The 23,235-nt window shown below is 33.0% G+C and carries 25 protein-coding genes; 16 read left to right on the top strand and 9 right to left on the bottom strand.

The features are described 5' to 3' along the window. Positions 1–34: 34 nt before the first annotated feature. The 14 genes from FDY99_RS09150 to prfA all read left to right on the top strand — a co-directional run bounded on the left by FDY99_RS09150 (position 35) and on the right by prfA (position 13,962). Positions 35–1,258 (top strand): 3'-5' exonuclease, encoded by a 1,224-nt coding sequence (locus FDY99_RS09150; RefSeq protein ID WP_139420897.1) that lies wholly within the window; start codon positions 35–37, stop codon positions 1,256–1,258. Positions 1,259–1,516: 258 nt separating this feature from the next. Next, on the top strand, positions 1,517–2,716 hold the full coding sequence (gene lysA, locus FDY99_RS09145) for a diaminopimelate decarboxylase (protein WP_180982805.1): 1,200 nt from the start codon (positions 1,517–1,519) through the stop codon (positions 2,714–2,716). A gap of 179 nt (positions 2,717–2,895) precedes the next feature. After that, positions 2,896–4,137: an MFS transporter gene (locus FDY99_RS09140; protein ID WP_139420895.1), complete on the top strand. Its 1,242-nt coding sequence runs from the start codon at positions 2,896–2,898 to the stop codon at positions 4,135–4,137. Positions 4,138–4,197: 60 nt separating this feature from the next. Continuing rightward, the gene (locus tag FDY99_RS09135; RefSeq protein ID WP_102979682.1) at positions 4,198–4,680 is read left to right on the top strand and encodes an energy transducer TonB; all 483 of its coding nucleotides are present in this window, start codon (positions 4,198–4,200) and stop codon (positions 4,678–4,680) included. A gap of 3 nt (positions 4,681–4,683) precedes the next feature. Then, positions 4,684–5,097 carry an energy transducer TonB gene (locus FDY99_RS09130; RefSeq protein ID WP_139420894.1) on the top strand — a complete coding sequence of 138 codons (414 nt, stop codon included), beginning with the start codon at positions 4,684–4,686 and terminating at the stop codon, positions 5,095–5,097. 89 nt (positions 5,098–5,186) lie between these two features. After that, positions 5,187–5,915, top strand: a complete 729-nt coding sequence (locus tag FDY99_RS09125) for a hypothetical protein (RefSeq protein WP_139420892.1) — start codon at positions 5,187–5,189, stop codon at positions 5,913–5,915. 127 nt (positions 5,916–6,042) lie between these two features. Next, on the top strand, positions 6,043–7,482 hold the full coding sequence (gene miaB / locus FDY99_RS09120; RefSeq protein ID WP_139420890.1) for a tRNA (N6-isopentenyl adenosine(37)-C2)-methylthiotransferase MiaB: 1,440 nt from the start codon (positions 6,043–6,045) through the stop codon (positions 7,480–7,482). 69 nt (positions 7,483–7,551) lie between these two features. Beyond that, entirely contained in the window at positions 7,552–7,983 is a 432-nt protein-coding gene (locus FDY99_RS09115) for a hypothetical protein (RefSeq protein WP_139420888.1), read from the top strand. A gap of 84 nt (positions 7,984–8,067) precedes the next feature. Then, complete coding sequence (locus FDY99_RS09110; RefSeq protein WP_139420886.1) at positions 8,068–9,360, top strand: sigma-54 interaction domain-containing protein; 1,293 nt, start codon at positions 8,068–8,070, stop codon at positions 9,358–9,360. 15 nt (positions 9,361–9,375) lie between these two features. Beyond that, a complete protein-coding gene (locus FDY99_RS22980) occupies positions 9,376–9,522 on the top strand; it encodes a hypothetical protein (protein WP_162304156.1) in 147 nt (48 codons plus the stop codon). A gap of 3 nt (positions 9,523–9,525) precedes the next feature. Continuing rightward, a complete protein-coding gene (locus FDY99_RS09105) occupies positions 9,526–10,083 on the top strand; it encodes a hypothetical protein (protein ID WP_139420884.1) in 558 nt (185 codons plus the stop codon). Between the two features lie 17 nt (positions 10,084–10,100). Beyond that, positions 10,101–10,625 (top strand): LptE family protein, encoded by a 525-nt coding sequence (locus tag FDY99_RS09100; RefSeq protein ID WP_139420882.1) that lies wholly within the window; start codon positions 10,101–10,103, stop codon positions 10,623–10,625. A 1-nt stretch (position 10,626) separates the two neighbouring features. Then, entirely contained in the window at positions 10,627–12,759 is a 2,133-nt protein-coding gene (locus FDY99_RS09095) for a hypothetical protein (protein WP_139420880.1), read from the top strand. A gap of 117 nt (positions 12,760–12,876) precedes the next feature. Then, positions 12,877–13,962, top strand: a complete 1,086-nt coding sequence (prfA, locus tag FDY99_RS09090; RefSeq protein WP_074230753.1) for a peptide chain release factor 1 — start codon at positions 12,877–12,879, stop codon at positions 13,960–13,962. A gap of 258 nt (positions 13,963–14,220) precedes the next feature. Here the strand turns inward: prfA and FDY99_RS09085 are convergent, their stop codons facing one another. Continuing rightward, entirely contained in the window at positions 14,221–15,054 is an 834-nt protein-coding gene (locus FDY99_RS09085; protein WP_228448763.1) for a M23 family metallopeptidase, read from the bottom strand. A 161-nt stretch (positions 15,055–15,215) separates the two neighbouring features. On the opposite strand from FDY99_RS09085, the gene FDY99_RS09080 reads away from it, so the two are divergent. Beyond that, a complete protein-coding gene (locus FDY99_RS09080; protein WP_102979728.1) occupies positions 15,216–15,974 on the top strand; it encodes a type III pantothenate kinase in 759 nt (252 codons plus the stop codon). Continuing rightward, positions 15,974–16,516, top strand: a complete 543-nt coding sequence (locus FDY99_RS09075; RefSeq protein ID WP_139420876.1) for a GNAT family N-acetyltransferase — start codon at positions 15,974–15,976, stop codon at positions 16,514–16,516. The genes FDY99_RS09080 and FDY99_RS09075 overlap by 1 nt, the downstream gene beginning before the upstream one ends. On the opposite strand, the gene FDY99_RS09070 is transcribed toward FDY99_RS09075, so the two are convergent. The 8 genes from FDY99_RS09070 to FDY99_RS09035 all read right to left on the bottom strand — a co-directional run bounded on the left by FDY99_RS09070 (position 16,505) and on the right by FDY99_RS09035 (position 23,219). Next, positions 16,505–16,936 (bottom strand): nucleoside deaminase, encoded by a 432-nt coding sequence (locus FDY99_RS09070; RefSeq protein WP_139420874.1) that lies wholly within the window; start codon positions 16,934–16,936, stop codon positions 16,505–16,507. The two genes, FDY99_RS09075 and FDY99_RS09070, sit on opposite strands and share 12 nt — an antisense overlap. A gap of 131 nt (positions 16,937–17,067) precedes the next feature. Then, the gene (locus FDY99_RS09065; RefSeq protein ID WP_228448762.1) at positions 17,068–17,613 is read right to left on the bottom strand and encodes an energy transducer TonB; all 546 of its coding nucleotides are present in this window, start codon (positions 17,611–17,613) and stop codon (positions 17,068–17,070) included. A 115-nt stretch (positions 17,614–17,728) separates the two neighbouring features. Then, complete coding sequence (locus FDY99_RS09060) at positions 17,729–18,649, bottom strand: helix-turn-helix transcriptional regulator (protein WP_139420872.1); 921 nt, start codon at positions 18,647–18,649, stop codon at positions 17,729–17,731. A gap of 358 nt (positions 18,650–19,007) precedes the next feature. Continuing rightward, positions 19,008–19,475: a hypothetical protein gene (locus FDY99_RS09055; RefSeq protein ID WP_139420870.1), complete on the bottom strand. Its 468-nt coding sequence runs from the start codon at positions 19,473–19,475 to the stop codon at positions 19,008–19,010. A 32-nt stretch (positions 19,476–19,507) separates the two neighbouring features. Then, entirely contained in the window at positions 19,508–19,783 is a 276-nt protein-coding gene (locus tag FDY99_RS09050; RefSeq protein WP_228448761.1) for a transposase, read from the bottom strand. Positions 19,784–19,953: 170 nt separating this feature from the next. Then, positions 19,954–20,244, bottom strand: a complete 291-nt coding sequence (locus FDY99_RS09045) for a hypothetical protein (RefSeq protein ID WP_139420868.1) — start codon at positions 20,242–20,244, stop codon at positions 19,954–19,956. Positions 20,245–20,248: 4 nt separating this feature from the next. Beyond that, positions 20,249–22,864 carry a hypothetical protein gene (locus FDY99_RS09040; protein ID WP_139420865.1) on the bottom strand — a complete coding sequence of 872 codons (2,616 nt, stop codon included), beginning with the start codon at positions 22,862–22,864 and terminating at the stop codon, positions 20,249–20,251. Continuing rightward, positions 22,857–23,219 carry a hypothetical protein gene (locus FDY99_RS09035; RefSeq protein WP_139420863.1) on the bottom strand — a complete coding sequence of 121 codons (363 nt, stop codon included), beginning with the start codon at positions 23,217–23,219 and terminating at the stop codon, positions 22,857–22,859. Before FDY99_RS09035 ends, FDY99_RS09040 begins: the two co-directional genes overlap by 8 nt. Between the last annotated feature and the right edge of the window lie 16 nt (positions 23,220–23,235).

The following is a 23,235-nucleotide window of genomic DNA, read 5'->3' as shown; positions in this document are numbered from 1 at the left end:
GATTTTTGATTATAGAAGATTAAGTTAGATTATAATGTATTCAATTATAGATATAGAAAGCAATGGTGCAGGTTTTAGAAAAGAATGCATTATCGATATCGCCATTTTCAAATATGACGGTCACAAAATCGTAGACCAATTTATTTCGCTCGTTAATCCGGAAAGCGAGATTACTCCCTTTGTACAAAAGTTGACGAATATTAGCCCGAAAATGGTGAAAACTGCTCCGAAATTCCATGAATTGGCTAAAAGAGTAGTGGAAATCACGGAAGGAACAACTTTGGTAGGTCATAATATCGATTTCGATTACAGAATGCTTCGTCAATCATTTCAAAGGCTTGGTTATGATTTTAAAATCAATACTTTAGATACAATTCCTTTAGCGAAAAAGCTGATTCCGGATGAGGTTAGTTATTCTTTGGGGAAACTGGTGAAATCATTAGGAATTCCGTTGGTTAATGCGCATCGTGCAGAAGGTGATGCAAGAGCAACTTTAGAATTGTTTAAATTATTACTTTCAAAAGATACGAATAACGAGATTATTCAGGAGCAGCATGAGGAAACGAATGCTAAAACTTACATTAATAAAATCAAGCTATTAACTCAGGATTTACCAAGTGAAAAAGGGTTTGTGTATTTCCAGAATGAAGCCGGAAAGATTATTTTTTCAGATTATGTGCAGGATATTAATAAGTTTTCTAAAAAGCTTTTTAATTCTAAATCAAAAAAATGGGAAAATATTCAGACTGAGGTTGAGCAAATCAATTTTGAATTGACAGGAACTGATATTATCGCCAAGTTGATTTTAAATTCAAAAGGAATAAAAAAGAGAGAAACTTTATCTTTCGGACTGTATTTTAGAAATAATAAATATTTAGTCGAAAAAAATACGTTAAATAAAACTGAAAAACCAATCCTTAAATTTAAAGCTTTCACACAAGGCTCAAAAGCAGTGCAGTTTATCAGCAAAATAGAAGAATTTAAAGACATCAATGTTTTCAAAAAGAAGATCGATTTCAGAAAAAGAAACGAGCTTTGGCTGGGAAGCGGTAGAAAGCTTGGTGAAAAACTTTTCCTGATCATTGATAACGGAAAAGTGACTTCTTATGGTTTTTATGAATTGTTTACTCAAATTCAGACCATGAGTAAAATTTCAAAACTGAAAATAGACTTGCCTTTGCCGACTGGCGACCTCATCAATGATTTACAATTGGCGCTGCTTCGAGGTGATTTTGAGACGTTACCGTTACCAAAATAAAAGAACTTTTTTGGATGAATCTGTATTTTGGTCAAGAAGAAAACTTTTTTCAAATTAATGTTTTCGCAAAATAAATAGTACTTTTGCAAAAGAATAAAAAAAGCAATGCAAAATTTTAAACAAAATAAAACTGGTAAAAAGGGAACTGTAAGGTTCTCTAAGGTTTGGAATATTTAAGGAGTTGCCTTGCATAAAAAATAATTATTGCGGCAGACTCTTTTGGGAAGAATCTGCCTTTTTTTATGTAAAATTGAAATTATGAATTCAAAAGAATTATTAAAGATTGCCAGCGAATTTGGCACACCGGTGTATGTTTACGATGCAGAATCGATTAAAATCCAATACGAGAAACTTACATCTTCTTTTTTAAAACACACAAAGTTCTTCTATGCTGCAAAGGCATTGACCAACATTAATATTTTAAAATATGTAAAGAACTTAGGTGCTTCTTTGGATTGTGTTTCAATTAATGAAGTTAAATTAGGTCTAAAAGCAGGTTTCCCGAAAGAGAAAATCTTGTTCACTCCAAACTGTGTTGATTTGGCTGAAATTGAGGAAGCAATGACACACGGAGTTCATATCAATATCGATAACATCTCTACTCTTGAGCAATTCGGTAACAAATACGGAAACACCTATCCAATTTTGGTAAGAATCAATCCGCATATTTTTGCCGGTGGTAATTACAAAATTTCTACAGGTCATATCGACTCTAAATTCGGAATTTCTATTCATCAGGTTCGTCATATTGAAAGAGTGATGAAATCTACTAATCTGAATGTAGAAGGTCTTCACATGCACACCGGAAGCGAAATCAAAGATCCGGATGTTTTCCTTCAGGCTCTTGATATTATGCTTGAATTATCTGAACATTTCCCGAATCTGAAATACCTGGATATGGGAAGTGGTTTCAAAATTCCTTACCAAGACAGCGAAGAAGAAACCGATGTGAAAACTTTAGGTAAAAAAGTAGAAAAAGTAATCGCAGAATTTTCAAAATCTACAGGGAAGAAATTCGAACTTTGGTTTGAACCTGGAAAATTCTTAGTTGGAAAAAGCGGTTATTTATTAGTGAAAGCTAATGTCATCAAGCAAACTACTGCAACCGTTTTTGTTGGAGTAAATTCAGGATTTAACCATTTGATTCGTCCGATGTTCTATGATTCTTACCATCAGATTGAAAATTTATCTAATCCAAAAGGGGCGGAAAGAATTTATACCGTGGTAGGAAATATTTGTGAAACCGATACTTTTGCTTGGGACAGAAAACTGAATGAAGTAAGAGAAGGCGATGTTTTGGCATTCCACAATGCAGGAGCTTATGGTTTTGAAATGAGTTCAAATTTTAATTCAAGATTAAAACCTGCGGAAGTTCTTTTCTTAGACGGAAAAGCGCATTTAATCAGAAAAAGAGATGAATTTGAGGATCTTTTGAGAAATCAGATTGAAATTCTTTAAGAATAATATGACTCCACAAGAAATTGTGGAGTTTTTTGTTTAATTTAAATCTCAGAAAACAATCATTGATTCTTTTGGAAGCTTAACAAATGCTTACATTTGATTTCTATAAAATGGTTTAAAAATTTTGGTAAATAACTGCCAAAATATATCTACAAATACAATAAAGAATAGTTATAATGAGTAGTTCTCTGAAGAAATTCTATATCATCGCTTGGGCATTCGGATTGGTCTTTTATTTTTTAGATTATGTGATTCGGTCTGCTCCTGCGGTAATGATCCCTCAATTGGTTGATAATTTCAATACCACCGAGCTGAAACTTATCAGCATGATAGGAACCTATTACTACACATATTCTACCTGTAGCTTGATTGCGGGGATTGCTCTAGATAAATTCGGGGCAAAAAAATCTCTTTTTGTAGGAACTTTAATTTTAGGAATTGGATGTTTGTTATTTTTACTTTCAACCCAGTTTGCGGGAGTTTCAGGAAGGCTTTTGCAGGGAGCGGGTTGTGCATTTGCTTTTCCGGGATGTGTTTATCTTGCGAGTAAAGGATTTTCGTCAAAATCTTTGGCAACAGCAATTGGAGTTACTCAATGTATAGGAATGTTGGGCGGAACAGCGGGACAGTTTGTGGTTGGACCATGGATAGAATCAGGAGTCAGTATTCATACTTTTTGGCTTTGGTCCGGAGTGGCAACTATTATTACAGCATTTTGTTTATTTTTTGTTATTCCTAAAGACCAGAAAAGCGAAAACATTTCTGATGATGAGCCGAAACATTTAGGATATTTGGAACCTTATAAAATCGTTTTTAAAAATCCTCAATCCTGGCTTTGCGGAATTATTTCAGGATTACTTTTTGCTCCGACAACTATTTTTGCGATGACTTGGGCGGTTGCTTTTTTCGAAAAAGACAAACAGTTTGCTTTTCATGATGCGGCAGTAACGAGTGCGATGGTTGCTTTTGGTTGGGTTTTCGGATGTCCTTTGTTAGGTTTTATTACAGATAAAATAGGGCGGAGAAAACCTGTTTTAATTGGCGGTGCAGTTTTAATGATCTTAAGTTTGTTGCAGATGATTGTATTGCCAGATTTATATTCTGCAAAAGTGAGTATGTTTATTTTAGGATTAGGTTCGGGAGCGGCAATGATTCCGTATTCTGTGATAAAAGAAACCAATCCGGATTACGTGAAAGGAAGCTCTACAGGAGCAATCAATTTTATAACTTTTGGTGTGACTACATTGTTAAGTCCTGTGTTTAGTAGCTTTTTTGGTAAAGACTTAGGTTTGTCTGAAGCAAATATTCATTTTCAAAATTCTCTTTTTTTCTGGATTGGAGGAATTGTTTTAGCAATTGTTATTTCGTTAATGCTTAAAGAAACAGGAAGTAAGGTTCAGGTTGAAAATAAAATTTAGATAAAAAAGACAAGCTACTTTTTTTGGCTTAATTTTTTATGTAGTTTTAAAAAATATTTTATGAAAACACTAGCATTATTTATAGGGCTTTTTGCTGCAAACTTCGCGTTTGCTCAGGATCTTGAAGACAGAGATGAATCTTTCATCGTAGAAAATAATAAAAATCTATTAAAAATAGACATTAAAGAACCTTTTATGCAGGTTGCCGTGAAGGGTTGTAACGATTTTCAGGCAGCAAGTTTTGAAGGAGGAGCTGCAGCTTACAAGACTATTCTCAGAAAATATATGTACACATATCTGAATTCAGATTTTTATACTTTAACAGGCGATTTTACATTTACACTCACTATTGATGCGATGGGCAGAGTAATTGATGTAGCTGGAGATCCCAAAGTTTTGAACAGTGATGTTTTCTTTGATGATATGCAATACGTAGTAAGAAGAATTAAAAAAGACTGGAAACCTGCAATGTGTAACGGACAACCCGTAAAATCTGAAATGAAACTTAAGATGAGCTTCTCATCATTATCTGCCGATATGTAAATTATGAAAAAATATTTTTTTGTACTTGTTTTATTAATAGGGTTTAAAAGTTTTGCTCAAGAATTTAAAGTTGAATCTGAAAAATTTACTATAACAGAGAAAGCTGAATTTCCAGGAGGTGATGATGCTTTCAGTAAAGAGTTTTTAAAAATGATTCATGGCTATATTGATATGGATAAATATGCGGTGAATGGTAAGTTTACTTTTCTTTTTGATGTCAGTACAGAGGGGAAAGTTGAGAATCTTAAGGTTTTGCCTAAAGTAAAAGACAGCGAATTGTTTATAGATGATATGAATTTCGCCATTAAAAGAGTTAAGAAAAAATGGAAACCGGCAATGCGGAACGGAGAACCAATTGTTTCAAAAAAAGTAATCAGAATAAATTTTACTTCAGATCAGTTTGATGAGGGAGATTAATTATTTTGAAAATACATTGATAAGTGAATTAATTCATTTATTTTAGTCATTGCGTTTTGTAATGACTTTTTTTATTAAATTTTTTCACGATGAGATATAAATTATGCATTTTTCTATTCCTTTTAAATACAATTTTATTCAAAGCTCAGTTTTTAGACGAATATCCTAAAGGGCAACGTTTTTATGAAGGTGGAGTTGTTCAGTTTTATAAAGAAATTAATGAATATTTAATTAAAAATAAAGTTCCGGAATGTGATTCTAAAGAGATTTATCAACCGAGAATCATCGTTATGCAAGATAAGACGGTAAAACTGGTTCAGGATAATGATACAGATTATATTTCTAAAAACAAATGTGCTTATGACATCTCATTGGATTTGATAAAAAATCTTAAAAACTGGAAGCCAGCTGAAGTAAAAGGAAATAAATTAGGAGCAGTAACGGAGTTTATTATTTATCCTAAAGATTTAATCAGTGGTTATAAAGCTGGTTATAATCCCTATAAGAATGTTACTCGGGCAGAATATCCAAACGGATACACGGCTTTTGATAGCGATTTTGTAAATAATTTCAAGTTTCTTTTCCGAAAATATGCTCTGAATGATGATATTAATCTGGAATTTTACGTTAGTAGAGAAGGTGAGATTGTAAATGCCAGAATCTATCCCGAAGTAAAAAATGAAGCATTTAATATTGATTTTAAAAAAGCCTTAAGTGGTCTTAAAAAGAAATGGAAACCAGCTTACTATTCTGATATTCCTATTAAACAAAGAGTCGCTTTTCCCGGAAAGTTTTCTGCTTATTTTCAGAAAAAATAGTTCTGCCATTCTGGCATAAGATTTTGTATCTTTGCAAACTAATTTAATTTGAAATTAAAAATTTGCAGCCTTAAATTATTTTATTAGTTTCAAAAATTACTAATTTCAAATCTCAAATTTTGAAAAAGTGCAGGAAAAATATATAGACGAAACCAAACAGGGAGAAGCTTTTGCTATTGCAGAAAAAGATGGAAATTCTAAGAAGTTATTCTTGGAAAGCTATGGTTGTCAGATGAATTTCTCTGATTCTGAAATTGTTGCGTCAATTCTTAATGAGCAAGGCTATAATACCACTCTTAAAGTGGAAGAAGCTGATTTAATTCTTCTTAATACCTGTTCTATTCGTGAAAAGGCAGAGCAAACTGTAAGAATGCGTCTTGCTCAGTTTAAAAATCTAAAAAAAGAACGACCAAACATGACGGTTGGTGTCTTGGGTTGTATGGCTGAAAGGCTTAAAACCAAATTTTTAGAAGAAGAACAGCTTGTAGATTTGGTTGTTGGTCCCGATGCATACAGAGATTTACCTAATCTTTTAAAAGAAACCGAAGACGGGAGAGATGCCATCAATGTTATTCTTTCAAAAGAAGAAACATATGCAGATATTAATCCTGTTCGTTTAGGCGGAAATGGCGTTACAGCTTTCGTTACCATTACGAGAGGTTGCGATAATATGTGTACTTTTTGTGTAGTTCCTTTTACCAGAGGTCGCGAGAGAAGTCGTGATCCGCATTCGATTATTGAAGAATGTAAAAGTTTGTGGGAAACCGGTTATAAAGAAATTACTTTATTAGGTCAAAACGTTGATTCTTACCTTTGGTATGGAGGCGGTCCGAAAAAAGATTTTGCGAAAGCATCAGAAATGCAAAAATTAACAGCAGTTAATTTTGCTCAACTTTTAGATATGGTTGCGGTTGCAGTTCCGCAAATGAGAATCAGATTCTCTACTTCCAATCCTCACGAAATGACGGAAGAGGTTTTCAAAGTGATTGCTAAGCACGATAATGTTTGTAAATATGTTCATTTACCGGTACAAAGCGGAAGCGATAGAATTCTGCAATTGATGAACCGTCAACATACACGTCAGGAATATTTAGATTTAATTAAAAGAGGAAAAGAAATCGTTCCGGATATTTCGTTTTCACAAGATATGATTATCGGATTTTGTACCGAAACCGAAGAAGATCATCAATTAACGATGAGCTTAATGCGCGAAGTAGAATACGATTACGGCTATATGTTCTCTTATTCTGAGAGACCGGGAACTCCGGCTCACAAGAAGATGGAAGATGATATTCCGGCAGATGTGAAGCAAAGACGTCTCGCAGAAATAATTGCTTTGCAAGGCGAGCTTTCAAGAAAAAGAATGGAAGGTTATGTTGGAAGAGTTCACGAAGTTTTAATTGAAGGAATTTCTAAAAAGAACAAAAACCAATGGAAAGGAAGAAATTCCCAAAATGCGGTTTGCGTTTTTGATATGCAGGAAGGTCAAAAAATGGGTGACATTGTGAACGTTTTTGTATTTGATAATACACAAGGCACACTTTTAGGGGAAACTGTAAAAAATTAATTAGTTTTTAGTTCATCAGCTTTAAACTTTAGAATAAAAAATATTATCAATTAACAAATAAACAAGACAATGGAAAAGTTTCAGAAGTATTGCCTTAGTGTTTTATTGGTAATTATCTGCAGTAATATTTCGGCACAAATCAGCAGTGGGAATCTTCGAAGTGAAGATTGCAAACAGCTGTATGAAATTTACAATCAATTTCTAAATTCTAAAGAAAGTCATGCGTTAGAAAAGATTTTTTTAAACGAAAAATCGAGACGCAAGTTCGCAATCAGTGACAAACAGAGTGCTGTGGATCTTTTAGGGAATATTTTCTCTAAGAAAAATCAAAACTATTCTCATCATAAAACAGGCATCGCATTTTCTGAAAAAGAAAAGCATTGTCAGATTTTAATCAATTTTTTAAAAGAAAGTAAAGAGAATGTCTTTGCTGAAGTTTTATATTTTAAAAGTAAAGTTTCGAAGATTAGAAACAAAGATTATTTGGATTTGGTTGCTTAAAATTTAAATCAAATTATTTCAACTAATTAAGAATCTACGATGATAAAGTAGACGAAATTTAATCAAACAATCTAAATTTTACTCATGAGTAACGAGCTTCAAAATATAAAAAACCGCTTCGGGATTATCGGAAATTTTCCGGCTTTAAACCGAGCTTTAGAAAAATCTATTCAAGTAGCACCCACCGATATTTCCGTTTTGGTCGTCGGGGAAAGTGGTGTAGGGAAAGAATTTATCCCAAAAATCATTCATTCAGAATCTAAAAGAAAACATCAACCGTACATTGTCGTTAACTGTGGTGCAATTCCGGAAGGAACCATCGATTCAGAACTTTTCGGGCACGAAAAAGGAGCTTTTACAGGAGCAACTGCAACCAGAAAAGGATATTTTGAAGTTGCCGATGGTGGAACTATTTTCCTGGATGAAGTTGGTGAATTGCCTTTGCAAACGCAGGTTCGTTTGTTGAGAGTTCTGGAAAGCGGAGAGTTTATGAAAGTAGGTTCTTCACAGGTACAAAAAACCAATGTAAGAATCGTTGCCGCAACCAATGTGAATATGATGAAAGCAATTCAGGACGGAAGATTCCGTGAAGATTTGTTTTATCGTTTGAATACGGTGCAGATTGATATGCCTGCTTTGAGAGAAAGAAAAGGTGATATTCATTTGCTTTTCAGAAAATTTGCGATCGATTTTGCCGAAAAATACAGAATGCCGGAACTTGAACTGGAACCAAGCGCGGTACATTACATCGAAAATTATACTTTCCCGGGAAATGTGCGTCAACTAAGAAATTTGGTTGAGCAAATGACGGTTGTAGAACGTGAGCGAAATATTTCGGTTGCAAAATTAACAGAGTATATTCCGATGGATGCTCATTTGCCAATGGTTGTGAACCAACCAAGCGGACAAAAGCAGACCGATTTTGGCAACGAAAGAGAAATTATGTATAAAATTCTCTTCGATATGCGGAATGATATTAATGATTTAAAATCCTTAACTTCGGAACTCATTAAGAATCGGGGAACTGCAGATCTGAGCAATCAGGAGAAAAATTTAATAAGCAGAATTTATACACCTGAACCTCAGCAAACTGCAAATGCTAATTCGTTGCTGTATTTTGAAAATAACAACAACGGGAATCAGAATGTTCAGAATCCTACAATTATCTCAAATTCTGACGATACTTACGAAGATTTTGAAGATATTGAAGTGGAAGAAAACAGACCAGAATCTTTATCTCTTCAGAACAATGAAAAAGATCTAATTGTGAAAGCTTTAGAAAAGCACAATGGAAGAAGAAACAGAGCGGCAGATGAATTGGGGATTTCTCAGAGAACTTTATACAGGAAAATAAAACAATATAACTTAGAAGAATAAACAACACCTAAAATCATGAATGTAAATTTAACACCTAAACCGATCAATTTTAAATTTGGCGAATACATCAACAAAGGCTTTGAACTTTTAAAGAAAGACTTTGGAGGAGTTTTTGTTGGCTTTTTGGTCACTTTCTTAATGTCTATTATCCCGTTTTGCTGACTTTTGGCAGTTGGAAACTATTATAAATATCTTAGAAAATTAACTAAAAACCAACCAGCAAGTGCAGGTGAGATTTTTGATTTTAAAGATTTTATGCCGTATTTTATTTTCCAGTTAATTATTATTGGTGGAATGATTGTTCTTTACATTCCGATGATATTTATTGCAGTAATAGGAGGAGCAGCTTCTTATGGTAGCGATGAGCAAAGTGTAATGGGCCCGATTTTAATGTTCCCATATATGTTTATAATGTTTGCCGTAATTCTATATTTTGCTTTAAAGGGATTTTACATTCCTGCCTTAATTACTTTTAAAGGAGTTGCAGACATTAAAACCGCTTGGAATATCTCAAAAGTAATGACCAAAGGAAATCTTTTAAATATTTTCTTGTTCTCTTTTGTAATTGGAATTTTATCACAGATTGGTGTCATAGCTTGCGGAATCGGACTTTTACTAACATTGCCATTTATGTATACTGCAAACTATTTTGCATTTGAAGATGCAATTCAACAAATTGAATACGACGAAATTACCGAAATTGGTATTACCGAAAAATATTAAGTTTAAATTATTTAAAAATGAATCAGTTGAAAAATCTTTTCCTTTTAATCATATCTGTAGGATTTTTAAACTCTTGCTATTCTTTTACAGGTTCATCTCTTACAGATGAAAAGACCGTACAAATCAATGAGTTTCCCAATAATGCAGCGTTCGTAAACCCTACTTTGGCGCAGCAGTTTTCTACAGATATTCAAAATAGGTTTTTGCAGCGTACCACTCTGAAAGGAACAAAACAAAATCCGGATATTTTGATTGAAGGTGAAATTACAGATTATTCAATTTCCCCGACTACCATAAGCTCTACAACTCAGCCGACTTCAGGAGGTGGAACGATTCAGGAGTCTCAGAATAAATTGACAATCACAGTGAAAGTTCGTTATGAAAACAAATTGCATCCAGAGTTGAGTTTTGATAAAAATTTCTCTGATGAAGCTGTATTCAACAGCAGTCTTTCTCAAAGTGATATTGAGGCTTCTCAGGTGAAGATTGTTACGGATAGGGTTATCAATAAAATATTTAATGACATTGTAGCGAACTGGTAATATGATGAATACTAGAGTTTTAGAATTATTAAAAAATCCGAAAAACATACAGTCAGAAGATCTGCATCTTTTGAAAGAAGAAATTAATTCTTTCCCTTATATTCAAAACATTCGTGCTTTGCATTTGTATGGTGTGCACCTTTTTGATAAAGAAAATTATCAGAAAGAATTGTCTACAACTGCGGCTTATACCACAGATAAGAAGATTCTGTATCAGTTGATTAACGGGAAAATTCAGCAAAGAAAAGCTGAATCTATTGAAAAAGAACCTCAAATTATTGCTGATAAACTTGAGGAAAATAAACCTCAGAATACCAAAGAGCCTTTTTGGTGGGTAAAAGAGAAAAAAACGTTTCCGAAACATGATTATAAAGCTGCTTCAGAAGATTTGGCGACTCCAAAAGCTGAAATAAAACATGTAGTTGTTAACGGTGAACGTAACAGAATTTTATTTGAAGGTGAAGAGAATTACCTGGAAGAAAAAAATGCAGATACCATCGATTTGGAATCTACACTCGAATCTGGAGTAATTGTAACTCAAAAATCTTCTTTCCCAATTAAACGTACTGTTGAAGCGGAAGAAACAACAAGTGAAACACCTTCTGTAGCAACTTCTAATGAAATTATTCATGAAGAAATAATTGATTCAGAAAAAATCAAAGAAACTGAGCTTAACGTTCTTGAAACGGAATCTTTTGAACCTGAAACAGAAGTTCTGGAAGAAAAACCTGTTGAAAATAAAAATTCTACAGAAAACACTGATACAGAATACGTTGAAGAAGTTGCAAAATCGGAAGCAATTATCAGTGAAGATACAATTGATTCTGAAAAAATTGCAGAAAAAATTAATGATGAATCTGAGGTGAGTTTTCTAGAAGTAGAATCTTTTGAAGCTGAAAAAGAAATTCAAACAGAAGAATCTATTGATAATGAAAATTCAGAAGAAAATGTTGAAAAAGAAGAGATTACTGAAGTTTTAAATCAGGAAGTCATCATCAATGAAGATGAAATTAATTCTAAAGATGTTGCTGAAAAAATCAATGATGAATCTGAATTAAGTTTCCATGGAACAGATGCTTTCTTACCGGAAGTTAAAATTGAAGCTCCCGTTTCAGAACAAATAAATCCTGCTGAAATAACAAATTCTAATATCAATAAGCATGAAGACGAAATGCGTCGCCTGATTGAAGAAGTTGAGAAAAAGATGAAAGCTGCTCATAAAAAGGAAGCTGAAGCAAAAGCAAACGAACCGGAAGAAGAAAGTGAAAAAGAAATAAGTTTTGCTGAAACCCAGGATTTTGTTGTTTCAAATGAAAATGAAACTAAAGCTGAAGAAAAAGCAGAGGTGATTCAAGCCGAAACTTCAGAAGAAAAAAATCATGCACCTGTTATAGAAGAGGTAAAAGAAGAACGTTCTGGCTGGAAACCAATGAGCATTGAATCTCATATTCCAGATTCATTCAGCAAAAAAATTGAAATAGAATCTGTACAGGAAGAAAAGCCTGAAGAAGTAAAAGAAGTTTTGGAAGAGATTATTTTAGAAGAAGAAAAATCAGAAACTGTTGCAGAAAACATTTCGGAGGAAATTGTGAATGAAGTTGAAAATCCAGAACCTGAAATCGCTGATTCTACTGAAAAAGAAGAAGCTCGTGTGATGAATGTTTCTTTCTTTGGAACTGATATTTCAAGTTTAGCCATAAAAAAAGAAGTAGAGGAACAACAAGATTCTCCAAAAGAAAAAGTTGAAGAATTACCTTTAAAAGAAGAAAATAAAACGCTTTTAGACAGTAATGTTCCGGGCTTTATCAATACTTGGCAAAGCTGGCTGAAAATTGACAGAACCGAAGAAGTTGAAAAGGTAAAAACCGAGACTAAAAATAAAGTGATTGAATCTTTCATAGAAAACAATCCAAAAATCAGTCAGTTAAAAGATGTGGTGAATTTCGTTGTGAAAGAAAAAACAGACGATATTTCTCATTTAATGACCGAGACTTTAGCGAATCTGTATATTGAGCAAAAATTATATACTAAAGCAATTAATGCATTTCAAACATTAATAAAAAAGCATCCTGACCGAAAAGAATATTTTGAAAACAGAATTCAGGAAGTAAAGGATAACAGAGGAAAAAACTAAAATTGAAATAGGTATTTATTCTTAATTCGGATTAAAAAAATTAAAAATCAAAGCTCATGAAAATGGGCTTTTGTTCTTCGTTGTCAATTCCGTATCTTTGCAAACTAAATTTTTAATATGTCTAAATCATTAATTCCAAAATTAGAAGCGATAAAGCAGAGATATAATGAGGTTGCCGATCTTATTATTCAACCTGATGTCATTTCAGACCAGAAAAGATATTCTTCTTTAAACAAAGAATATAGTGATTTGGGGAAAATTGTAAGAGTTTACGATCAATATAAAGGAGCTTTAGATACCATCGAAGAGTCTGATGAAATCATTGCAGATGGTTCAGATAAAGATTTTGTAGAATTGGCAAAAATCGAAAAGAATGAAGCTTTAGAAAAGATTCCAGGTTTGGAAGATGAGCTGAAAGTTCTTTTGATACCTAAAGATCCTGCAGACGATAAAAACGTTATTGTAGAACTTCGTGCCGGAACTGGTGGAGACGAAGCTGCAATTTTCGTGGAAGATGTCTACAGAGCTTATACCATGTATTTTAAAACCAAAGGTTGGAAGCACGAGATCACAGATTCCAGCGAGGCAGCTAAAGGATACAAAGAACTAATTCTAAGAATTGAAGGAGACGGTGTTTACGGAATCATGAAATTTGAATCTGGTGTACACCGTGTACAAAGAGTTCCTGAAACAGAATCTCAAGGTAGAGTACACACTTCTGCGATTACCGTTGCCGTTTTACCGGAAGCGGAAGAAATAGATTTTGAATTGAATCCTGCAGATATCGAAATGCAGACATCACGTTCTGGTGGAGCAGGTGGACAGAACGTAAACAAGGTTGAAACAAAAGTACAGTTGACGCATAAACCATCAGGAATGGTTGTCGTTTGTCAGCAAGCCCGCTCTCAGTTAGCAAACCGTGAGTTGGCAATGGAAATGTTAAGAACTAAATTATACGATATCGAAGTTCAAAAAGCGGTGGGCGATATCGCTGCACAACGTAAATCGATGGTTTCTACAGGTGACCGTTCTGCAAAAATCAAAACCTACAACTATCCTCAAGGAAGAGTTACAGATCACAGAATTGGTAAATCAATGTACAACCTTGATGCCTATATGAATGGTGATATCTCTGAAATGATTGATGCTGTAATCATGGCAGAAAACGCCGAAAAAATGAAAGGAGAAGAAGATAATTACTAAATTATTTCTTTTAATAAATACAAAGCTTCTGAGTAATCGGAAGCTTTTTTGTTTAACAATCTCTGGAGAGTCCCGAAGGGACGATCTATTAAAGGATAGGATAAAATCCTATCAACATTATTACATTGCATTTAGTTACAATTACCATTGTTTGTAATCAAAGTAAAAGTTATTTGATTACAAGCAGTAGCAGTATTGTTTCAACCCAAAGTAAAATATATTTAGCCATAAATAGACCTGCTTGAGTAAAAACGAAACCTAATACGCTCTCGAATATGATTTTCTCTCTTCCAAATATTCAACTTTATCCCCGTATCCGGTTTTAAAAAGAGTTTTTACAGTAATTCTGTTTTTATCACCCGTTGCACTTGGCAAATAAGTGACGAAATGTAAATGCGGACCGCTGCTCCAACCCGTATTTCCACTTAGAGCGATAGGTTGCCCTTTCGTTACAGTATCACCAATTTTCACCTGCGCTCCGTTTTGCTGTAAGTGATAATATTGTGCAATCGTACCATCCGAGTGCAAAATTGAAACGTAATTTCCATAAGGAGCACAATTTCTGGTTGGGCAGCCCTGATTATTGTTTTCTACAACATCGATGACTAAGCCTTCTCTGGAGGATAAAATTTCTGTTCCTTCAGGCATGATAAAGTCTAAAGAATTTTCGTTCTGATGAGAAAATGTTCCGTTATATCCCTGATGTATCCAAAAAGCTTTTCCTTTGCCAAAGGGTAAGTCGTAGGTGTAGTTTTTATCGTAATTTTTAATAGTGATGTCTCCAATATAACTATTATAACCAGGCATTTTCTTTACGCCCCAACCTTTTTGATTGTCATTCACCACAAAATAGGCTATTCTCATTTTTGTGGTTTTTGCAGGAATTACCTGTGTCGTTTTAAAAAGCTCAGGCTTTTTCATATTATTTACTTCAGGTTGACCTCTAAAAACCAAAGAAACAGGATAAATTTCGAGATTGTCTGCATAGTACGTAATAGAGTCGCCGTTTCTTTCGGGATACATTTTTATATTTTTCTGAGCCATTATTGTTACAGCCTGAATAATAAGAATAAATGCAAAAATATTTTTCATAAGTGTTTGGTTTAAAACAAATCCATTACAAGTATAGACCATTTTCATTGATTTTAAAAGCTTATTTTAATGAAAAGTATTATTTTTACCTCTGAAAAATTAATAGGAGCTTCATCTTTCGTTAATAGATTTTGATGAGTTTCCGGCTGAAAAATATGTCAATGAATTCTATCGTAATCAATGTTGGAAACAGCAATATCAGATTTGGTCTTTTTGATGACGACAACTGTGATATTTCATGGATAATCAATACAAAACCTTACCGTACCGCAGACGAACTGCATGGTCAGATGTTGATTTTATATCAAACCTATAAAATTGATCCTAAAGACATTAAAAAAATAATTATAGGTTCGGTAGTACCGCAATTAACAAGAGAAATAACTTCTGCGATCAGAAAAATTCACGGGATCGCTCCTGTAATGGTTGATAGAACGACTCCTTCTGAAGTTGTTGCGAAATCTAAACAGATGGGAACCGATATTTATGCTAATCTCGTTGCGGCACACAATATGTATCCCGGAAGAAAGAAAATTGTTTTAGATTTTGGTACAGCACTTACTGCAAGTTGCGTTGCTGAAGACGGCGAATGTTTAGGCGTAATTATCGCTCCCGGAATTGTAACTTCTTTAAATTCTCTGATCAGTCAGACCGCTCAGCTTCCCGAAATTGAACTTGTAAAGCCAAAATCTGTTTTAGGATTAGATACGATTACCTGTATGCAAAGCGGAATGGTGTACGGTTTTCTCGGAATGGTAGAAGGTTTTATTGACAGAATAAACAATGAAGTGAATGATGAGTGCTTTGTAATCGCAACTGGTGGAGTTTCTCATGTTTACAAGCCTTTAACAGAAAAAATTCATATTGCAGACCGGTTGCATACATTAAAAGGATTGTACTTTTTAGGAAAAGATTTGTAATGAAAAAATTCCCAAGAATAGAAACAGAACGACTTATTTTATCTGAATTAAAAGAATCAGATTTGCCTTTTGTAGTTGAATATCTTCAGGATAAAATTTTCTCCGATCTTACTTCCAATATTCCTTATCCTTATCATATAGAAAATGCAGAATTTTGGTTGAAAATATCAAGAAAAGCTTTTGATAAGAAGAAAGGGTTCACGTTTGCAATTCGAGATAAAGAAGAAAAAATTATAGGTGCAATCGGACTTCACGACGAAGGTTCTGATAAGGCAGAACTAGGCTATTGGATGGCAAAACCTTTTTGGAGCAAAGGTTATGTAACCGAAGCTGCAGAAGCTATTATTGACTTTGGTTTTAAAGAATTAGGCTTTAATAAAATATATGCAACTTACTTTCCCCACAATCCCGCATCAGAAAGAATAATGCAGAAAGTAGGAATGAAACAGGAGGCTATTTTGAAACAGCATATGAAGAAAGATGGAAAATATTATGATATTCTGATGTATTCTATTTTTAAGAATGAAGTTTTAACGCTTTGATTTAAAAAACTCTTTCACAATCATAGAACATTCGTTTTCCATAACTCCTGAAACAATTTCTGTTTTGGGATGAAGGTTTAAATTTTTATTGATAAATCCGCGTTGCTCATCTCTTGCGCCAATCACCACTTTTGAAATCTGTGACCAAGAAAGTGCTCCCGAACACATTACGCAAGGTTCTAAAGTCACATACAAAGTACAGTTGATTAAATATTTTCCGCCCAAATAATTGGCTGCTGAAGTGATTGCCTGCATTTCGGCATGTGCTGTTACATCGTTTAACGTTTCGGTAAGATTATGAGCTCTTGCAATCACACGATTGTTTGCAACGATGACACATCCAATAGGAACCTCATCTTTTTCTAATGCAATCTGGGCTTCCTGAAAAGCCATTCTCATAAAATATTCGTCTGTAAACATAAAAATAAAAGCTTAGTGCAAAACTAAGCTTTTCAATATAATATTTCTTGGAATTTAGAATCTATAACCAATATAAAATTTACCATCGAGTAAAGCAAATTTAGCTAATGATTGTAATGATTATCTTTTGATTAGTCAAAATTAAGTACTAAAGGCAGTCTGAAGCGGTATCTTACAGGATTTCCGTTAGTGTAGGCCGGAGAAAATTTTTCAGAAACAGAGTACAATGCAATTTCTGCCTGTCGGTTGAAAGTGAAATTATCACCTTCAGCTTTTACATCACTGATCGTTCCGTCTTTTTCAACAATAAAAGCAACGTTGGTTTTTAAATTTCCAGTTTCAGAAAATACGCCGTCTCCATAAAAAAGCTGTGCAACTTCTTTTCGTAAAGCATTTATTCCGCCGGGGTAATCTGCAGTTTTTTCAATCGACTTTGGAAAATCCTGTTGTGGTAAGAGAATCGTTTTAGAATTAATTTTTTTTAAATCTTCAAGATTTTTTACTTTAAGCAGGGCTGTAATCAAGGCTACATTTTCAATGCTGTCCATTTTTTTCATAAAAAAAAGGAAGTCATTTTTTACAGCAGCTTTATATAAAGGATTTTTTTCGGCATCAAACTTTTTCTTAAACTCGGTATTCAGCATTGTTCTGTGCTGATTATAATATTTTTTTACCATCTTGAATTCCTCGGTTTGTTGAGAAAAACAAAATGTTGAGATGAGTATAAAGAGAAGATATAAAGCTTTCAATACATGATTATTTATGTAAATGTAATCAAAAAGATGCAAAATTCTACTCTTTCAAATAACTGTTTAGCGATTCCAGTAAATGTTTTTTGATGTCTTCAACTAGATTTATAGGTTCAAGAACTCTTACCTCTTTTCCGTACGATAAAATTTCCTGCATAAAATCGTAAGTAGGGTGGAGGAAAAACTCAAAATAAATATCTTCCGGAGTTTCTTTGGTCTCTTTCTGAGATTGGTGTAAAGGGAAACTTCTGATGTATTCTCCCTGATGTCGGCTGCATTTCAACACAATTTTTTGAGGGTTTTGCTCGGTAAGATTCATTACGCCAAAAGCATTTTTGAAATGTTCTCTAAAGTTGTATTTGTATTTTTCCCTGAATGTTTGTGGAGAAACATCCAGATAATTGATCCTGTCTAAACCGAAAGATTTCAATGCTTTGTCTTTGGTGTCAATCGCAATCAGATACCATCGATCCTTAGATTCTTTTAACGCTAAAGGATGAACTTTTCGGGAGGTCATCAGTTTGTTTTTATAATTGTAGTGCTCAAACAAGACAATTCTTTTGTTTCGGATGGCAAAGAAAAGATCATAAAAATGCTCAACTCCGGTAGGTTTTCTGCTTTCAAAAAAGATAAAATTGGCAAAATCGGGATGATTATTTAACGCATTGCTTACCTGAAAAGATTCGAGTAATTTTTGGTTGTACTCATCGACTTCCATCATCGGGCGACTTTCAATATAATACCGATTGTCACCTTTCTTTTTGTTGTGAATAGAAAGATTAAAAAGATCTGAAATCTCACGAATATCCCTTTGCAAAGTACGAATAGAGTAGCTCTTAATTCCCGCATCCTGAAATTCGAAGGAATTCAAAAGATAATCTTCCATCTGCGAATACGTCGCCGGAGCGCTCTCTAATTTTTTAATGATCAAGGCATATCTCGTAAGGTAAAAATCTTTTTTCATTTCGTATAGTTTTCTAAAACAAATATATGCGGTAAATGCGACAAATGGTGTCGTGTTTTATTTTTTCTTGAAAAGTTTTTTGGAATTTGTTTTTTAATGGTTGGTTGTAATTAAAAAAGCCACACGATAGAATCGTGCGGCAGCAGGGACGAGTTTAGGATTACTCGTTTAAGGGTCTTAATAATCTTCCACAAAACTATAATGCAGTCAGCTAAATGAAGTTTTTTATTTATTTCTACTGTTACGCATAGCTTTATTTAGAAATAATATAGAATAAATGTTGATGTTGAATAATTTCAAAAAATAATTGAATATCATCTCTTTTAAATTATTTTGGATATCAACAAAAAATAACTTCCTATTTTGAAATAACTTCTCCATTTTTATAAAATACTTTTTGACCATCTTCATCCCAGAATCCTTCCTTTTCATGATTTCCATTAAAATTACCTGTACCTATTCCATAACTTAATTTAGGATTTACCGGAATGGTTCTATGATGTAAAACTTGCTCATTATAATCTAATCTTTTCGAAATATATTTTCCAACAGGTAAATTATTTTCATAATTGGCATAAAATAGAGTATCATTATTTTTCGCGATGATCTTAAAAACGCCATTAAATTTTCCCTTTCGTAAATTATATTCCGTCCCCAGATTTGGATATTGAAAAGTACCTGTTTTTTTTGCGGATACATTTTTTTTAATATCACTTTCTACAGTCCATGTTCCTTTTAGCATCGGAGCATCACTCACAACCATTTTACTTGTACAGCTGGTAAAAGCTAAAAAGAAGATCACTTTATATGTGGTTAAATTCTTCATGTAATTCTTTTCTACTTTCTGTAGGATTTTCTTTAATAGCTTTTACAATGGCTTTGCTTGTAAATCTCTTTATCACCTATGAGAAGTTCCGGTTTTTGCCCGTCTATACTTCGAAAAATCAAATGTACATGACTAGACATAATGCACCATGCATGGATTTCTAAACCTTTATTCTTCTGACAAAATCTTAAACTTTCTAAAAGAATTTCTTTGTATTCATTTCTGATAAATACATCCAGCCAGCCTACGACGGCAAAACTTATGAAGTATAAACCTTCGGGATTATGAAATTTGTAATTTCTACTCATCTTTATGTTTTTTATAAAGATAAAACTTTTGAGAGAGAGTTAGTAAAATAAAAAGCCACGCGATGCAATCGTGCGGCAGCGGGGGGGTAAGTTCTCCACGCAAAGATAACATTTCTATTAATCCTCATTTCACAAGAAAACCACCCGAAGGTGGTTAAATTAGATTTTAATTAAGGATATCTCCCAGCTTCATATTCTTGAATATAATCATCCATTCCTCTTGAAGTTCCAAACTCAATTATCTTACCATCTTTATTTTCTACCAAAAATGGTGCATTACCTAAAAGCTTATACTCCCAATTTTTGGTTTCATAATATTTCTTTGAATGATATATAAAATAAATTCCATATTTTTTTTTAATCATTAAGTTTTCAGGTAATATTAATTCTTGTCCTATTTTTTCTTCAATAGTTTTAATATAGTTATTAGCTATATCAATTAATTTTTCTTCAGATATCATATTATTAATTTTTCTTTGTTTTTAATAGTTTAAAATTCTTATATTCTTTTTTTAAATACTCTTCTACAGCAAACTCTTGTAATTCAGATTGAGCATCTTTAAAGATCAATCCTTCTTTTGTCATAAAAACAGATAATACATGATCATAATCATCAGCTCCTCTTTCACAATATAAAATTCCTCTCTCTCCAACTTTAAAATAATTAGGATTTTTAATTGAGTCTATTTTTACAGTTAAAAAAGTACCTCCATATTTATTGCTCAAAACAATAAGTTCTTGCGCTTCTGATGATTTAGCCACTATTATTTTACCTGTTCTTAAGAAATCTTCTACAGCTTGCACAACATTTACACAGTTCCTATCAGCAATCTGTACAACTATTCCATTTACTACATGATGATTAAAATAAATTAAGGCTTGATCAAGATATTTCATAGCATTTTCTGGAGTAATCTTAATTGCAAGAAGTTTTTGTAGTCCCTCTTCAAACTCTTCTGCAGACATTTTAATGTACTTATCAATGTCTTCAGCCATTCCGGCTTTTATCCTAAGCTCATCACGAATCTTTTTTTTCTCTGATTCTGTTAATTTTCGTCTTACTCCATTTTCTTCAACTATAACTTCATCCAACTGCTTTTCCAGCTTAGCAAAATCTTCTTCTTTACCTACAAGCTTAGTAGCGGAACGTTTAAGACCATTTCTAATTGCAAGGGTAAGTTCTCCACTCAAAGATAACATTTCTATCCAAAATAAATACTCTATAAACGATCTTCCAAGAGCTGACTCTTCTGCATTTGCCAATTTTAGTATCAGATTGGCAACAGAGCTTGTGATTGCTGCTGTAGCACCTATTCCACGCGCAACAGCTAAAGCACTGATAACTTCGGCTGCTGCTAATCCTGACAGGGTACCGAAACTTAATGCAATTACCCCAATATCAAGTGCATATTCTCCGGATTTTATCACATTATGCCAAAACTGTTGATTAGAATTCGCAAACAGCATAAACGCAGGCACAATGGCATCCAATTTTATAGCCGTTTCCTGATCTTGATTATCTTCATCTGCATTTTTTATTTTCACAGGATAGAAAGGATGATAATAGTAGTAATCAATGATTTCTTCATCTTCTTGATATGTTAAACCTGATTTAGGCTCTACCTTATTAACTTTTCTTGTTTTCCCAGTATCAAATTTAAACTGTAAAAATCGTTCTTTTTTATCATTAGGATTATCTTCAAAACTTGCCGAAAGATTACTAAAAAAGAAACCTGCTAATTTTTCGGAATGATAAGGCAAATGCTTAGGTCCGTTAGTAGAAGTAAATTTGGAGTTGGTTTTTGAGCTAGAATCTACAAAACTTGTTTTCCTCCAAGCTTTATTTATTATGTCTGCAAACTCTATAAAATTACCACCATGTATTCTTTCATAAAAGAACTCCAAAAGCATTTGAGGATTATTATCACTTACATTCTTACTTAGTTTTTCTATAAGTAAAACAGCATTCTTTTCTGTTGATGCTAATACTTTCAATATTTTAAGGAAAATATCTTCTTCTTTAGAATAAGGCTTATTTGTAAAACTATCGTTAGCAATTGCTTTCTCAAAAAATGTCCATAAGAATCCTTCAGGAAGCATATAGAAAAGACTTTCAGGAAGATAGTATAAAGCCTGTAGCGCATCATAATACGAAAATGTCGATTTACTTTCTAAATTTCTTATCAAAGGAAGAACGACAATTTCATAGTACTGATTAAGAAAAGTTTTTCTTTTACCAATAGTAAAATTTTCTGTCTGACTAAAAATAGTATCATTAAAATAAGACATAAAAGCTCCCAAACTGTTGAATATTAACGTGATTACAGGAATGCTTTCGTCAGAAAAATGATTTCTATTCTGATAAAAAGGAACAATTTTTCTGTCATCTTTCTTATATAGATTATAATAGACAAAATATTTTCCCATTGATTCTTTTATGACAGGAATTATATCAATAACTTGTGTTATTCTTATTTGTGTGACAGATACATCACTATCAGAAACTTGCTTTGCAAAAGGATCTCCTTCCGGATCATTATTTGGAATAAGAAGACTGACAAAATCATATACCCAAGTTTTATGAGTATTATAACTGTAGCTCAAGGTTTCTTGATGGCTGAAATCTTCAAAAAAATCAGAATGTGGATCATATCGAATACTTTCAGGAAAAATCTGTATATTTTTTATCAAAAACATATCAAAAACAACACAATTTTTTACTATGTCATAGAAGTAAATCTCAGCAGGGAAATCTTCTAAAGAAACTGCATACAAATCTAGCGGTGTAATATTTGTGTTGATTTGTTCAGTAGCTAAATTAAAATATGTCCCTGCATTTGTTTTTACATAAAATTCTTTGCCTGAAAAATTATTTAATATAAAAACCTCGGTTGCTGCAAAATTTTGGAAAATATCTCGTAAAAGCTTCAGACCATTGTAATCCTGAGTATTTATTTCATAATCTTCTTTTGTTTCCAGTATGGTTAATGTTTTTTTATTGTTTTCTGAATTTATTTTATTTGCTTCTTCTGATTTTCTATTAAGTCTAAAAAATTCAACAATATTTTTAAAATCACTCATTTTCTGTGTTTTTAGTTATTAAACATTCCAATTCATTTACAGGGAAAATCTCTTTAACTGTTCTGTTTTGGCAAAACTGATGTGTTTGCGCTGCATCCAATACCAAAAGATCTAAATGATAATTTTTATTTACTAAAATTCCTGCATTTTTCACCTTGCATCTTGCCTGTATCAGAATATCCCAATCTTTTCCTTCCAATTCGTTCCAACGTTCCACAGGAAGCCTTCCTCTGCTGCCAAAAATGATAATTTTTTCAACTGTAGCAATGTCATTAATCTTGTCCTTTAAGGATGTGAGAATATAAGGCAGCACTTTGTCGTGCTGCCAAATAGACTCAGGTTTTACCTGACTCATTGTTTGAAATTTAGTT

The organism is Chryseobacterium mulctrae, assembly GCF_006175945.1.
Lineage (GTDB): Bacteria > Bacteroidota > Bacteroidia > Flavobacteriales > Weeksellaceae > Chryseobacterium > Chryseobacterium mulctrae.
This window is presented reverse-complemented; position numbering and strand designations above follow the sequence as displayed.

What these genes read in the sequence shown, in the direction of transcription:
- FDY99_RS09125 (WP_139420892.1), top strand. Translation starts at nt 5,187, where the DNA reads ATGAGATATAAATTATGCATTTTTCTATTCCTTTTAAATACAATTTTA.
- FDY99_RS09050 (WP_228448761.1), bottom strand. Translation starts at nt 19,783, where the DNA reads ATGAGTAGAAATTACAAATTTCATAATCCCGAAGGTTTATACTTCATA.
- FDY99_RS09065 (WP_228448762.1), bottom strand. Translation starts at nt 17,613, where the DNA reads ATGGTAAAAAAATATTATAATCAGCACAGAACAATGCTGAATACCGAG.
- FDY99_RS09150 (WP_139420897.1), top strand. Translation starts at nt 35, where the DNA reads ATGTATTCAATTATAGATATAGAAAGCAATGGTGCAGGTTTTAGAAAA.
- FDY99_RS09140 (WP_139420895.1), top strand. Translation starts at nt 2,896, where the DNA reads ATGAGTAGTTCTCTGAAGAAATTCTATATCATCGCTTGGGCATTCGGA.
- FDY99_RS09085 (WP_228448763.1), bottom strand. Translation starts at nt 15,054, where the DNA reads ATGAAAAATATTTTTGCATTTATTCTTATTATTCAGGCTGTAACAATA.
- FDY99_RS09040 (WP_139420865.1), bottom strand. Translation starts at nt 22,864, where the DNA reads ATGAGTGATTTTAAAAATATTGTTGAATTTTTTAGACTTAATAGAAAA.
- FDY99_RS09080 (WP_102979728.1), top strand. Translation starts at nt 15,216, where the DNA reads ATGAATTCTATCGTAATCAATGTTGGAAACAGCAATATCAGATTTGGT.
- FDY99_RS09110 (WP_139420886.1), top strand. Translation starts at nt 8,068, where the DNA reads ATGAGTAACGAGCTTCAAAATATAAAAAACCGCTTCGGGATTATCGGA.
- FDY99_RS09045 (WP_139420868.1), bottom strand. Translation starts at nt 20,244, where the DNA reads ATGATATCTGAAGAAAAATTAATTGATATAGCTAATAACTATATTAAA.
- FDY99_RS09055 (WP_139420870.1), bottom strand. Translation starts at nt 19,475, where the DNA reads ATGAAGAATTTAACCACATATAAAGTGATCTTCTTTTTAGCTTTTACC.
- lysA (WP_180982805.1), top strand. Translation starts at nt 1,517, where the DNA reads ATGAATTCAAAAGAATTATTAAAGATTGCCAGCGAATTTGGCACACCG.
- FDY99_RS09035 (WP_139420863.1), bottom strand. Translation starts at nt 23,219, where the DNA reads ATGAGTCAGGTAAAACCTGAGTCTATTTGGCAGCACGACAAAGTGCTG.
- FDY99_RS09095 (WP_139420880.1), top strand. Translation starts at nt 10,627, where the DNA reads ATGATGAATACTAGAGTTTTAGAATTATTAAAAAATCCGAAAAACATA.
- prfA (WP_074230753.1), top strand. Translation starts at nt 12,877, where the DNA reads ATGTCTAAATCATTAATTCCAAAATTAGAAGCGATAAAGCAGAGATAT.
- FDY99_RS22980 (WP_162304156.1), top strand. Translation starts at nt 9,376, where the DNA reads ATGAATGTAAATTTAACACCTAAACCGATCAATTTTAAATTTGGCGAA.
- FDY99_RS09070 (WP_139420874.1), bottom strand. Translation starts at nt 16,936, where the DNA reads ATGTTTACAGACGAATATTTTATGAGAATGGCTTTTCAGGAAGCCCAG.
- FDY99_RS09130 (WP_139420894.1), top strand. Translation starts at nt 4,684, where the DNA reads ATGAAAAAATATTTTTTTGTACTTGTTTTATTAATAGGGTTTAAAAGT.
- FDY99_RS09100 (WP_139420882.1), top strand. Translation starts at nt 10,101, where the DNA reads ATGAATCAGTTGAAAAATCTTTTCCTTTTAATCATATCTGTAGGATTT.
- FDY99_RS09115 (WP_139420888.1), top strand. Translation starts at nt 7,552, where the DNA reads ATGGAAAAGTTTCAGAAGTATTGCCTTAGTGTTTTATTGGTAATTATC.
- FDY99_RS09060 (WP_139420872.1), bottom strand. Translation starts at nt 18,649, where the DNA reads ATGAAAAAAGATTTTTACCTTACGAGATATGCCTTGATCATTAAAAAA.
- FDY99_RS09075 (WP_139420876.1), top strand. Translation starts at nt 15,974, where the DNA reads ATGAAAAAATTCCCAAGAATAGAAACAGAACGACTTATTTTATCTGAA.
- FDY99_RS09135 (WP_102979682.1), top strand. Translation starts at nt 4,198, where the DNA reads ATGAAAACACTAGCATTATTTATAGGGCTTTTTGCTGCAAACTTCGCG.